The sequence below is a fragment of the Roseomonas sp. KE2513 genome, assembly GCF_016107305.1.
Taxonomy (GTDB): Bacteria; Pseudomonadota; Alphaproteobacteria; order Acetobacterales; family Acetobacteraceae; genus Roseomonas.
Genome location: NZ_RCVR01000017.1, coordinates 36,825 through 49,219 on the forward strand (window position 1 = coordinate 36,825; position 12,395 = coordinate 49,219).

At 71.7% G+C, this 12,395-nt stretch carries 10 protein-coding genes; 8 read left to right on the plus strand and 2 right to left on the minus strand.

Annotated elements, in window-relative coordinates; genetic code table 11:
* Window positions 1–4 precede the first annotated feature (4 nt).
* On the minus strand, window positions 5–2,131 hold the full coding sequence (locus tag D9599_RS17390) for a malate synthase G (protein ID WP_198382624.1): 2,127 nt from the start codon (window positions 2,129–2,131) through the stop codon (window positions 5–7).
* 155 nt (window positions 2,132–2,286) lie between these two features.
* Here D9599_RS17390 and D9599_RS17395 point away from each other — a divergent pair, with 155 nt between their 5' ends.
* The 8 genes from D9599_RS17395 (at window position 2,287) to D9599_RS17430 (ending at window position 10,927) form a co-directional block, all read left to right on the plus strand.
* Window positions 2,287–3,882, plus strand: a complete 1,596-nt coding sequence (locus tag D9599_RS17395; RefSeq protein ID WP_232480621.1) for a gamma-glutamyltransferase — start codon at window positions 2,287–2,289, stop codon at window positions 3,880–3,882.
* A 61-nt stretch (window positions 3,883–3,943) separates the two neighbouring features.
* Window positions 3,944–4,924, plus strand: a complete 981-nt coding sequence (locus D9599_RS17400; RefSeq protein WP_198382547.1) for a tripartite tricarboxylate transporter substrate binding protein — start codon at window positions 3,944–3,946, stop codon at window positions 4,922–4,924.
* A 31-nt stretch (window positions 4,925–4,955) separates the two neighbouring features.
* Window positions 4,956–5,597, plus strand: a complete 642-nt coding sequence (locus D9599_RS17405; RefSeq protein ID WP_198382548.1) for a GPP34 family phosphoprotein — start codon at window positions 4,956–4,958, stop codon at window positions 5,595–5,597.
* An 85-nt stretch (window positions 5,598–5,682) separates the two neighbouring features.
* Entirely contained in the window at window positions 5,683–7,080 is a 1,398-nt protein-coding gene (locus D9599_RS17410) for an amidase (protein ID WP_198382549.1), read from the plus strand.
* 68 nt (window positions 7,081–7,148) lie between these two features.
* Complete coding sequence (locus tag D9599_RS17415; RefSeq protein ID WP_198382550.1) at window positions 7,149–8,336, plus strand: M20 family metallopeptidase; 1,188 nt, start codon at window positions 7,149–7,151, stop codon at window positions 8,334–8,336.
* Window positions 8,337–8,425: 89 nt separating this feature from the next.
* Window positions 8,426–8,695, plus strand: a complete 270-nt coding sequence (locus D9599_RS17420) for a hypothetical protein (RefSeq protein ID WP_198382551.1) — start codon at window positions 8,426–8,428, stop codon at window positions 8,693–8,695.
* 34 nt (window positions 8,696–8,729) lie between these two features.
* The gene (locus D9599_RS17425) at window positions 8,730–9,917 is read left to right on the plus strand and encodes a diaminopropionate ammonia-lyase (RefSeq protein ID WP_198382552.1); all 1,188 of its coding nucleotides are present in this window, start codon (window positions 8,730–8,732) and stop codon (window positions 9,915–9,917) included.
* A 32-nt stretch (window positions 9,918–9,949) separates the two neighbouring features.
* Window positions 9,950–10,927, plus strand: coding sequence for a tripartite tricarboxylate transporter substrate binding protein (locus tag D9599_RS17430; protein WP_232480622.1), 978 nt, complete (start codon window positions 9,950–9,952; stop codon window positions 10,925–10,927).
* Between the two features lie 37 nt (window positions 10,928–10,964).
* On the opposite strand, the gene D9599_RS17435 is transcribed toward D9599_RS17430, so the two are convergent.
* Window positions 10,965–12,392, minus strand: coding sequence for a M20 family metallopeptidase (locus tag D9599_RS17435; protein WP_198382553.1), 1,428 nt, complete (start codon window positions 12,390–12,392; stop codon window positions 10,965–10,967).
* Between the last annotated feature and the right edge of the window lie 3 nt (window positions 12,393–12,395).

Here is a 12,395-nt window from a genome sequence, read left to right on the forward strand (position 1 = left end):
TCCTTTACCCCGCCTTCGCCTCGCGGCGGCGGCGGGTCAGGATGAACTCGGTGTAGCCGTTCGGCTGCGTGGCGCCCTCGAAGACGAGGTCGCAGGCCGCCTTGAAGGCCACGCCGTTGTAGTCCGGCGCCATGGGCCGATAGGCGGGGTCGCCGGCATTCTGGCCGTCCACCACCTTCGCCATCCGCCGCATCGTCTCCTCCACCTGGGCGCGGTCCACGATCTCGTGGCGCAGCCAGTTGGCGATGTGCTGGGCGGAGATGCGGAGCGTCGCGCGGTCCTCCATCAGCCCGACATCGTGGATGTCCGGCACCTTGGAGCAGCCGACGCCCTGGTCGATCCAGCGCACGACGTAGCCGAGGATGCCCTGGGCGTTGTTGTCGAGCTCCGCCTGGATGTCCTCGGGCGCCCAGTTCGTGTTCTCGGCCAGCGGGATGGTCAGCAGGTCGGAAAGCTTTGCGCGCTTCCCGCCCGCCGCCAGCTCCGCCTGCCGCGCGGCCACGTCCACTTGGTGGTAGTGCATCGCGTGCAGCGTGGCGGCGGTGGGGGAGGGGACCCAGGCCGTGCTCGCGCCCGCCCGCGGGTGTCCGACCTTCTGCTCCAGCATCGAGGCCATGGCGTCCGGCGCGGCCCACATGCCCTTGCCGATCTGCGCGTGCCCACGCAGCCCGCAGGCGAGACCGACATCGACGTTGTTGTCCTCATAGGCCGCGATCCACGGGGCCTTGCGCATGTCGTTCTTGCGAACGACGGCGCCGGCCTCCATCGAGGTGTGGATCTCGTCCCCCGTGCGGTCGAGGAAGCCGGTGTTGATGAAGAACACCCGCTCTTTCGCGGCGGCGATGCAGTTGGCAAGGTTGAGCGTCGTGCGCCGCTCCTCGTCCATGATGCCCATCTTCAGCGTGTTGCGGGGAAGGCCGAGCGCGTCCTCCACCTCGCCAAACAGCGCCACGGCCCAGGCCACCTCGGCCGGCCCGTGCATCTTCGGCTTCACGATGTAGACACTGCCGGCGGCGCTGTTCATCCGCTTGCCGCGCAGGTCGTGCAGCGCGATCAGCGAGGTGACATAGGCGTCGAGGATCGTCTCCGCCGTCTCCGCACCGTCGAGCTTCACCGCATCGGTCATCATGTGGTGGCCGACATTGCGGATCAGCATGAGGGAGCGGCCGCGCAGCACCAGCTCGCCGCCATCCGGCGACTTATAGGTGCGGTCGGGGTTGAGGCGCCGCTCCAGCGTCTCGCCGCCCTTCTCGAAGCTGGCGGAGAGGTCGCCGCGCATGAGGCCAAGCCAGTTGCGGTAGACGCCGACCTTGTCCTCGGCATCGACGGCCGCGACCGAGTCCTCGGCGTCCATGATGGTGGAGAGGGCCGCCTCGAGAAGCAGGTCCGCAACGCCCGCCTTGTCGGTCGCGCCGATCGGGTGGTTGCGGTCGATCACGATCTCAAGGTGCAGGCCGTTGCGCGCGAGCAGGATCGCGCTCGGCTCATCCGCCGCGCCGTTGTAGCCGCGGAACTGCGAAGGATCGCGCAGCCCCGTGGTGCTGCCGCTGTTCAGCAGCACACCCAGTTTGCCGGCTTCCACGCGGTAGGCGGCGGCATCGGCGTGGCTGCCCTCCGCGAGGGGCGCGGCATCGTCCAGCACGCCGCGGGCGCGGGCGATGACGGCGGCGCCGCGCTTCTGGTCGAAGCCGCGGGCCTTGGGGCCCTCCTGCGGGATAGCGTCGGTGCCGTAGAGCGCGTCGTACAGGCTGCCCCAGCGCGCGTTGGCGGCGTTCAGGGCGTAGCGCGCGTTGTTGACGGGCACGACGAGCTGAGGGCCGGCGAGGCGCGCGATCTCGTCGTCCACGTTCTCGGTCGTCACCTGGAAGGGCGCCAGCGGCTCCACAAGGTAGCCGATGCCGCGCAGGAAGGCCTCGTAGGCCTCCGCATCCACCGGGCGGGAGGGATTGGCACGGTGCCACTCGTCCAGCCGCTCCTGCAGGCGGTCGCGGTCGCCCAGAAGGCCGGCATTCCTCGGACCCAGGCCGCGCAGCGTGGCCTCCATCGCGGCCCAGAAGGCCCCGGCCTCCACCCCGGTGCCAGGAAGGGCCTCCTCCTCGATGAAGCGGCGGAGGGCGGGGGCGACCTCCATACCCTGGGCTGTTTCGGACACGCGGCGTCCTCCTGTGGATTACACACGCCAGATAAAGCCACGCGTGCGGCCCTGCAAACCGGGCGGGACCGGGGCCTTGCCGCCGCGCCGTTGGGGCGCGACCCTCCCGCCCCGACACTCGCCCCAGGTGACCGATGCCCGACCTCTCCGCCTACCTGCCGCCACCGCACACGAGCCAGCACTGGGCATTGACCAAGCCCGCGGCCTCGGGCAGCGGCGGCGTGGTCGTCTCCCAGTCGCGCGCCGCGGCCGAGGCAGGGGTGGCGGTGCTGGAGGCCGGTGGCAACGCAGCGGACGCGGCGGTGGCTGCTGCCTTCGCCCTGGCTGCGGTGGAGCCCTGGAACAGCGGGCTGGGCGGCATCGGCTTCGCCATCGTCCACAAGCCGGGCGCAGCCCCACAGGTGGTGGATTTCGGCCCGGTGGCCTCGGCGCGCGTCGATCCCTCGGCCTATCCGCTGACGGGAAGGTGGAAGCAGGACCTCTTCGCCTGGCCGGAGGTGGTGGGGGACGTGAACATCCACGGCCCGCTCTCCTTCGTCATTCCCTCCTCCGTCGCCGGCTACGACCTGCTGCGGGAGCGCTTCGGCACGGGGATGGGGCTGGACCGGCTGCTCGGCCCGGCCATCGCCCTCGCGCAGCGCGGGCTCCCGCAGGACTGGTTCACGCTGCTGAAGGTCTCATCCTCCGCCCGTGTGCTGCGGCTCTATGAGGAGAGCGCGCGCATCTACCTACCGGACGGGCTGCCGCCCAACCCGCCTTACCAGGGGGAGCCTGGCTTCTTCCCGCTCGGCCGCCTCGCCGAGACGCTGGTGCGGCTGCGCGACCGTGGGCTGCGCGACTTCTACGAAGGGGGGGTTGCGGCGGATCTCGCGGCGGACATCGCGTCGCTTGGCGGGGTGGTCGATGCGGCTGATCTGGCGGGCTGCCGCGCCGCCGTTCGCGCCTCGACTCCGATTGCTTGGCGCGACACCCACACCCTGCACACTGCGGGCGGGTTGACCGCGGCCCCGACGATGGCGGCTGTGGTCGCGGAGATGAACCGACTGCCGGCGGGCGGCGAGCCCGGTGCGGACTGGTTCCGCGGCTTCGCGCGTGCCATGCGCGGCGCCTATGCCGAGCGCCTTGCGGGCCTCGGCGCCGCGAAGGAGACGGCGGAGACCTGCACCACCCACCTGACCGTGACGGACGGGGACGGGATGATGGTCTCGGTCACCACCACGCTCCTTTCCTCCATGGGCAGCCGCGTGGTGCTGCCGAGGACGGGCGTGCTGATGAACAACGGCATGATGTGGTTCGACCCGCAGCCTGGCAGCGCCAACGCCATCCGCCCGGGCGCGCGCCCGCTCTGCAACATGAGCCCCGTGACTGTCAGCCCCGCCGGCGAGGACACGAGCCCGGTGATGGCGACCGGCGCATCCGGCGGTCGCCGCATCCTGGCGAGCGTGCTGCAGATGCTCGCCTTCACCCTCGACTTCGGCATGGGGCCGGAGAGGGCCGCGCATATGCCGCGCATCGACGTCTCCGGTCCCGACCGGGTTACAGCGGACCGGCGTCTGTCCGCTGAAATTCTCGGCGCCCTGGCCGAGGACGGCGAGCTGGAGGTGGTGGAGCACGCGGTGCTGCCCGTGAACTTCGCCTGCCCGAACCTCATCCTGCGCGACGGGAAGGGGGCGACAGGGATCAGCGACGTCATGTCGCCCTGGTCGGCGGCGCTGGCAGTGCGGGCGTAACGGTACGCGGCTTGCTTAGCGGTCCGGGACGGGGCGCTGCGCCCCCGCCGGAGGACCGCCCATGCTTCATCGCCGCGCCTTCCTCACCGCCACGGCCGCGGGACTCGCCCTGCCCTCGATCGTCCGGGCGCAAGCCAGCTGGCGCCCGCGCCAGCCGATCCGCCTTATCGCCACCTTCCCGCCCGGCGGCTTGGCGGATGTCGTGGCCCGCCTCGTCGCCCCCGGCATCGGCGGCGCGTTGGGCGGGATGGTCGTGGTGGAGAACCGGCCGGGCGCCGGCGGCACGATCGGCGCCGACGCCGCGGCCAAGTCCGCGCCGGATGGGCACACCCTGGTCATCAGCCATGCCTCGCCGAACGGCATCGCGCCCGGCATCTACCCAAGCCTGCCATACGACCCCGTGAACGATTTCACCCACATCGCCATGCTCTGCGACACAGCGAACGTGCTGATGGTGAACAAGGGATCGCCCACCTCAACGCTCACCGGCTTCCTCGAGAAGGCGCGCGGCCCCGGCGCGCGCTACGGCTCCTCCGGCATTGGCTCCATCACCCACCTGATGGGCGAGGTGCTGGCGCGCGAGGCGCGGGCGCCGAAGCTCGACCACGTGCCTTACCGGGGCAGCGCGCCGGCGATGCAGGACCTGTTCGCCGGCCATATCGAGAGCGTCTTCGACCCGCTGACCACCAATGTCGCGATGATCCGCGACGGGAGCGTGACGGCGCTTGCCGTTTCCTCCGCCGCGCGGGTGGCGGCGGTGCCGGAGGTCCCGACCTTCGCGGAACTCGGCCTGCCCGCCCTGACGGCCACCACCTGGATCGGCATCTCCGGCCCCAAGGGCCTGCCGCCCGCCGTCGTGGAGGCGGTGCAGGAGGCCGTGCTGGCCACCATCGGACAGCCGGAGATCAAGGCGAAGATGGCCGAGCTCGCCTCCTACACTCCCGCGACGCCGCTCACGGGCGCGGCCTATACGGCCATGATCGCGAAGTTTGCCGCGAACTGGACGGCTGTGGCGCGGGGTGCGGGGATCACCATTTCCTGATCCATGGCCACGGGAGTTATGCTCCCGAGCGATGAGTGCCGCGGTCAGCATCCCCGAGGAAGTCCTCCTCCTCTGTCTCGACGACGAGACGGGGCGGCCGGTGGAGCTGCCCGCGGCCGCGATGGACCTTTCCCTCGCGGGCGCGGTGCTGATGGAACTGGCCCTCACCGGGCGGCTGGACAGCGACCTCGACCGCGTTTTCGTCGCCAATGCCGCCCCGCTGGGTGATGCCCTGCTCGACCCCGTGCTGGCCCGCATCGCCGCGCGCCCGACGCCGCAGGACAGCGGGCAATGGATGGCGGAGCTCGCCGGCGGGGCCGCCGCACTCCGCACAGCGCTGCTGAACCGCCTCGTCGCCCGGGGCGCCCTGCGGCGGGTGGAGGCGCGGCGCCTTCTCATCCTGCGCGACGTCCGTCATCCTAAGGCCGACCGCGCTCCTTCTGAGGCCGCGCGGGCGAGGCTGCGCGCCGTGCTGCTGGAGGGCGATATCCCGGAGGCGCGGGACAGCCTCATGGTCGGCCTCTGCCGCGCGACGGGCCTCGTTGCCCTGCTGCTGTCGGACGAGGAGGCCGCCCGCGCCGCCCCGCGCATCGCCGCCGTCGCCGGTTTGGAGGAGATGGGCCGCTCCCTCGTAGCCGCGACGCGGGACCGCATGGCGAGCCAGGGGCACTGACCGCGCCGGGCTTTCGCCACGCCCCCCGCTTTCGTCGCGCTCCCCGCGGGTCCATCCTGCCGCCAGGATCTTCTTAGGGTAACGAATGACCGCCACCGATCCCGCGCTGATGAGCGCGGAAACGCTGCTCGCCCTCTACGCCCGCCGCGCCCTCAGCCCCGTGGAGGCGCTTAAGGCGGTGATGGAGCGGGTGGCCCGGCACAATCCCGCCATCAACGCCTTTGCCACCATGAACCCCCAGGCTCTGCGCCAGGCTGGTGAAAGCGAGGCGCGCTGGGCCGCCGGCCGCCCCATGGGTGTGCTGGACGGCGTGCCATGCACGGTGAAGGACCTGCTGAACATGGTGGGCCTTCCCACCCGCCGCGGCAGCCGCACCACCGACCCCCGCCCGCAGACCGAGGACGCGCCGGCGGTGACGGGGCTGCGCGCGGCCGGCGCCGTCATCATCGGCAAGACCACCACCACCGAGTTCGGCTGGAAAACCCCCGGCGACTGCCCGCTGCACGGCATCACGCGAAATCCCTGGGACTTCCAGCGCACCACCGGCGGCTCCTCCTCCGGCGCCGGGGCCGCGGCGGCGGCTGCGTTCGGGGCGCTGCACATTGGCACCGATGCCGGTGGTTCGATCCGCATCCCCGCCGCCTATTGCGGCGTCGTCGGCATGAAGCCGAGCTACGGGCGCGTGCCCCAATGGCCGCACGGCGCCTTCTCCGCCGTTGCTTGCGCGGGGCCGATGGCGCGTAGCGTGCGCGACGCCGCGCTGATGCTGAACGCGATCGCCCGCGCCGATGTCCGCGACCCCCTCTGCCTACCCGACGAGCCCCGCGAGTGGCGCGTCGGCATCGAGGACGGCGTGCGCGGCATGCGGATCGCCCTCGTCCGCCGCTGGGGCTACGAGCCGCCGCTCGACGCGGATGGGGAAGCCGCGCTCGCCCGCGCCGCCGACACCCTCCGCGCCGAGGGCGCGCTGGTTGAGGAGGCCGATCCGGAACTGCCGGACACCCGCCAGATCTTCGGTCGCGTCTGGGGCGTGGCGCTGGCCAAGCTCGTCGCCAGCACGCCCGAGGGCAAGCGCGGCGACCTCGACGGCGGTTTGGATGAGGTGGCGCGGCGCGAAGGCGGCCTCCCCGCCATCGACTTCCTGACGGCCGACGCGCTGCGGGTGGAGGCAGCGCACGCCATGGGCCGCTTCCACCTCCGCTACGACCTCATTCTCACGGCCGCCACCCCGACCGCGGCCTTCGCGGCCGATCAGCCGACGCTCAAGCCCACAGAGGCGCTGTGGCGGGACTGGGCGCCCTGGACCTTCGCGCAGAACCTGACCCGCCAGCCCGCCATCGCCCTGCCGGCCGGGCTGGACGAGGAAGGGATGCCGCGCGCCGTGCAGATCGTGGCGGCGCAGGGCAGGGACGACCTCTGCCTGCGCGGCGCCCGCGCCCTGGAACGGGCGCTGGCCATGCCGGAGGCTAATCCCGTCGGCTGACCACCCGGGCTTGCGCCGCCCGCCCGCCCGGTCCATCCCGGCTCCGAAGAAGATCCCCGGAGCGCGTGATGAGCGAGACCACCGAAGCCCGTGTCCTCGATTGGCTTTCCGGCCGCCAGGGCGAGATGCTCGCCCTGCTTGAGCGCATGGTGAACACAGACGGCGGCTCCTACGACAAAGCCGGTGTGGACGCGGTCGGCGCCCAGGTCCGCGGCTTCCTCGAAGGGCACGGCATTCCCGTCGAAACCATCCCCGGGGAGCGCTTCGGCGACTGCCTGCGCGCGACCGTCGAGGGCGGGGAGGAGAGCGGTGCCAGCGACAACGCCCGCCGGAACATCCTGCTCATGGGCCACCGCGACACCGTCTTCCCCAAGGGCGAGCCCGAGCGCCGCCCCTTCCGCGTGGAGAACGGTATCGCGACCGGCCCCGGCGTGGCCGACATGAAGGCGGGGCTGGTGATGAACATGTTCGTCCTCGCCGCTTTCAAGGCCGTGGGCGGCGCGCCCGGCCCGCTCGTCGGCCTGTTCACCGGCGACGAGGAGATCGGCTCCCCTGAGGGGCGGCCGGTGATCGAGGCCGAGGCGCGCCGCGCCCGCGTCGTCCTCAACTCCGAGCCTGGCCGTGCGAATGGCGGCGTCGTGACCGGCCGCAAGGGCGGCGTCTTTATGGTGGTGGAGATCGAGGGCCGCGCCGCCCATTCCGGCGGTAACTTCGAGGCCGGCATCAGCGCCATCGGCGAGCTGGCCGCCAAGGTGACCGCGATCCACGCCCTGACGGACCTCGCGCGCGGCATCACGCTGAACGTCGGCCTGGTCAGCGGCGGGCAGAGCGTGAACACCGTCGCCCCCTCCGCCCAGATGCAGATCGACCTCCGCTACGTGGAGCCCGCCGACCGCGAGGAGGTGATGGGCCGCATCCACGAGATCGTCGGCCGCTCCTTCGTCCCGGGCACGCGGGCCGCCCTGACCATCCGCGGCGAGTTCCTGCCGCTGACCCAGACAGCCGCAGCCGCGAAGCTGTTCGAGGCCTATGTCGGCGCTGCCGCCGAGAGCGGGCTTTCCGTGACCGGCGATTTCTCCGGCGGCTGCGCCGACAGCGGCTTCACCGCCGCGGTCGGCGCGCCCACCCTCTGTGCGGTCGGGCCCGTGGGCGGCAAGGCGCACAGCCCGGAGGAGTACCTGGAGGTGGCGACCCTCGTTCCCCGCGCCCAGGCCATGGCGCGGGCCATCCTACGGCTCGACCGGGCCGGGCTCTGAAGGGCCGGTATCATCCGGCGAGGTGGCGGGGGCAGAAGGCACGGAACCCTGGGGTAGACCGCCCCCTGCCGCGGCGGCTGGCGCCGGCCTTGCGTGCCCTGGCGCTGCCCCTGCTTCTGGTGCCGCCGACGGGGGCCGTGCCCGCCTGCGGGGCGCCCGTCGCGCAATCCCGGCCGGAACCGCCGCGCCGGAGCTGCTACGGCGGGGCGGAGACCGTCGCCTTCGGGCGCCTGCTGGTCGATTACGGCATCGCCACCCTGCGCTTCGGGGTCGGGATCGTGCTCATCTTCCTCGGCCTTGTCGTCATGGCGCTGGGCTACCTGCTGATGCTGGTGGACCTGCTGCTTTGCTGGCGCTGATTGCCGCAGGTCCGGCGCCCCGGCATCCTCCGGCATGACCTTCCGCTGCTTCATCAACCCGCGCCACGGCGTGCCCGGCATCGTCGTCCTGCCTGAGGGCGCTGGCCGGCGCGCCAGGGCCGCGATCGCGGCCTGGCCCGGCTATGCGCCGACGCCCCTCCTGCACCTCGGCGACGTGGCAACCGCGCTTGATCTCGGCGCGGTGCACTACAAGGACGAGGCGACGCGCTTCGGCCTTGGCTCCTTCAAGGCCCTAGGTGGGGCGCACGCCGTCTTCCGCGTCATCGTGGGGGAGCTCTCTCGCACGGGGATAGCCACCGCGGCGACGGCAGCGGAGCTGGAGGCCGGGATGTACCAGGAGGCGACCGCCGCCATCACCGTCACCTGCGCGACGGACGGCAACCACGGGCGCAGTGTCGCCTGGGGGGCGCGGCGCTTCGGCGCCCGCTGCGTCATCTTCGTGCATCCCGGCGTCACCAGGGGGCGGCGCGAGGCCATGACCGCCCTCGGTGCCGAGGTGCGGGAGGTGCCCGGGAACTACGACGATTCCGTCCGCGCCTCCGAGGCGGCGGCGAGGGCAGGCGGCTGGCATCTCGTCTCCGACACCTCCTGGCCCGGCTACACCGAAACCCCGCGTGAGGTGATGCAGGGCTACCGCCTCATGGCCGAGGAGGCGCTGGATGCCCTGCCGGCCCCGCCCACCCACGCCTTCATCCAAGCCGGCGTGGGCGGCGTCGCGGCGGCGGTCTCGGTCGCGCTGCGGGCCCGCCATGGGCGCGGGCCGCGGCTGGTGGTGGTGGAGCCGGAGCGCGCCGCCTGCCTCCTCGCCAGCGCCGAGGCAGGTGCGCCCACCGCGGTCACCGGCGAGCTGGACACGATCATGGCCGGCCTCGCCTGCGGGGAGCCGAGCCTACTGGCCTGGCAGGAGCTGGAGCGCGCCGCCTTCGCCTTCATGGCCATTCCGGACGATGCTTGCCTACGTGCCATGCGCTTCCTTGCCTGCCGCACCCCACCCGTGGAGGGCGGCGAGAGCGGCGTGGCGGGCCTCGCGGCCCTGGTTCTCGCCGCCCGGAACCGTGAGGGACGCGCCGCCCTCGGCCTCGGGCCGGAGAGCCGCGTCCTGCTGTTCGGCACCGAGGGGGCAACCGACCGGGCGGTCTATGAGGACCTCGTGACCGGCTCTGCGGTTGACACGACTCCCCTGGCGGCCCTTCTGAGGTGAATAAATCGCCATCTTTCCCGGAGGGTTCACCCTTGCTCCAGCGCCGCCACCTGATCGCCGGCCTCGCCGCTACCCCGCTCGCTGCCCCCGCCCTGCACGCCCAGGGCACCTGGCCGAGCGCCCCCGTGCGCCTCGTGGTGCCCTTCGCCGCCGGAGGCCCGACCGACGTGCCGGCGCGCCTCGTTGCCGATGAGCTCTCCAAGCTGCTTCCCCAGCGCGTGATCGTGGAGAACCGCACGGGCGCCGGCGTCGTCGTCGGCTCCGACGTCGTGGCCAAGGCGCCGAAGGACGGGCAGACGCTCCTCTACACCACCATTGCCCACGCGGCGCTGCGCTCGATCTTCCCGCGCCTGCCTTTCGATCCGTTGGCCGACTTCACGCCGGTCGCGCTCACCGGCGTCATCCCAATGCTGATGATGGTGAACAAGGACCTGCCGGTGAACTCGTTGCCGGAGCTTATCGCCCTGCTCAAGGCGAACCCGGGCAAGTACGACTACGCGTCAACGGGGAACGGGGCCGCGCTGCACCTGGCGACGGAGTTGTTCCTCAGCCAGGCAGGCGGGCTGAAGGCGACCCACGTTCCCTATCGCGGCTCCGCGGCGGCCATGCCGGACCTGCTGAACGGGACCGTCGCGATGATGCTGGACGTCGCGAACTCCGCGTTGCCCTTCGTCACGCGCGGCGAGGTGAAGGGGCTGGCCATCTCCGGCGCGCACCGTTTGCCGCAGGTGCCGAACATCCCGACGTTCGGCGAGGCGGGTGTGCCCGGCTACGAGGCGTATACCTGGCACATGGTGCTGGCGCCTTCCGGAACGCCGGAGCCGGTGGTGAGCGCGATCAACGACGCGCTGAACAAGGTGATGGCGATGGACAGCGTGAAGCAGCGCCTGTCGGACCTGACCATGGAGACCCGCTCCGACACGACGCCCGCCACCGCGAAGAAGTGGCTCGACGACGAGATCGCGAAGTGGGAGCCGATCATCAAGGCTGCCGGGATCAAGGCGGACTGATGGTGTGGCGGGGGGAACTTCCCCCCCGCCTTTCCGATCAGACCCCCTGGCCCATGGCCTTGATCGGGGGCGCGAGGTCCTTCGGCAGCGGCGACTCATAGGGCTGCCCGCCCGTGCGCTCCTCGAAATCCGCCTTGGCGCGGGCGATCAGCGCGGGATCGCGCAGCGCGTCCACCGCCGTGCCCGCCATCACCTTGGCGACATGCACCATGCCCTTGTGCGCCGCCGGAGACTTGCCCTGGGCGGTTAGCTGCCAAGAATGAAAGGGCGTGCCGATGGCGCAGGTGGCGCCGCGAGCCTGCACCGTGGGCACCGCCCAGGAGACGTCGCCCACGTCGGTGGAGCCGACGCCGCCCTCACCACGATTTTCCAGCGGCACGATGATGTCGCAGAGCGTCTTGCCCTTCTCCACCTTCAGGCCGTGGCGGCGATGCGCGGCGCGAATGTCCTCCTCGCTCAGCGTTGCCTGGATCTGCGCGGCGTATTCCTTGTCCGCCTCGTCGAACTGCGGCGGGCCGAGACGCTGGAAGTTGTCGTACATCGCCCGCTCGAGCGGCGCGTTGCCGAGCAGGTTCGAGACGGCGCTGACCACCGCCGTCTCCACGCGCGTCTCCGTCATCAGCGCGGCGCCCTCCGCGATCTTGCGCACGCGGCCGACGAGCATGTTCAGCTCCGGCAGGTCGCGCGCGCGGATGAGGTAGCGGACCTTCGCGCGGGACTGCACGACGTTGGGCGCGATGCCGCCGCCGTCCAGCATGGCGTAGTGGATGCGCGCGTGGTCGGGCATGTGCTCGCGCATGTAGTTCACGCCGACATTCATCAGCTCTACGGCATCGAGCGCGGAGCGGCCGAGTTCCGGCGCGGCGGCGGCGTGGGCGGAGCGGCCGTGGAAGGTGAAGTCGATGCGCGTGTTCGCGAGCGACACGGCCTCGTTGACGCCGGAGAAGGAGGCGGGGTGCCAGGAGATGGCGATGTCCACGTCGCTGAATACGCCGTCGCGCGCCATGAAGCCCTTGGCGGCGCCGCCTTCCTCCGCGGGGCAGCCGTAATAGCGAATGCGGCCGGGAAGGTTGTTCTCCTTCAGCCAGTCCTTCACGGCGGCGGCTGCCAGCAGCGAGGCAGCGCCGAGCAGGTTGTGCCCGCAGCCATGGCCTGGGCCGTTCGGCACCACCTCCTTGTGCTCGGCGAGGCCGGCCTCCTGCGAGAGGTTGGGCAGCGCGTCGTACTCGCCGAGGATGGCGATCACCGGCCCGCCCTCGCCGTACTCGCCCATCACGGCGGTCGGGATGCCCGCGAGGTCGCGCTCGATCCGGAAGCCTTCCTTCTCCATTATCGCCAGGTGCTCGGCGACGGAGCGCGTCTCGGTATAGGCGATCTCCGGCATGTCCCAGACGCGATCGGAGAAGGCCGCGTAGTCGTCGCGGCGCTCATCGACCGCGCGCCAGACCTGTTCGTCGTTCCGCATGGA

Coding starts and splice junctions, on each gene's coding strand:
- D9599_RS17390 (WP_198382624.1), bottom strand. CDS start 2,131: ATGGAGGTCGCCCCCGCCCTCCGCCGCTTCATCGAGGAGGAGGCCCTT.
- D9599_RS17395 (WP_232480621.1), top strand. CDS start 2,287: ATGCCCGACCTCTCCGCCTACCTGCCGCCACCGCACACGAGCCAGCAC.
- D9599_RS17400 (WP_198382547.1), top strand. CDS start 3,944: ATGCTTCATCGCCGCGCCTTCCTCACCGCCACGGCCGCGGGACTCGCC.
- D9599_RS17405 (WP_198382548.1), top strand. CDS start 4,956: ATGAGTGCCGCGGTCAGCATCCCCGAGGAAGTCCTCCTCCTCTGTCTC.
- D9599_RS17410 (WP_198382549.1), top strand. CDS start 5,683: ATGACCGCCACCGATCCCGCGCTGATGAGCGCGGAAACGCTGCTCGCC.
- D9599_RS17415 (WP_198382550.1), top strand. CDS start 7,149: ATGAGCGAGACCACCGAAGCCCGTGTCCTCGATTGGCTTTCCGGCCGC.
- D9599_RS17425 (WP_198382552.1), top strand. CDS start 8,730: ATGACCTTCCGCTGCTTCATCAACCCGCGCCACGGCGTGCCCGGCATC.
- D9599_RS17435 (WP_198382553.1), bottom strand. CDS start 12,392: ATGCGGAACGACGAACAGGTCTGGCGCGCGGTCGATGAGCGCCGCGAC.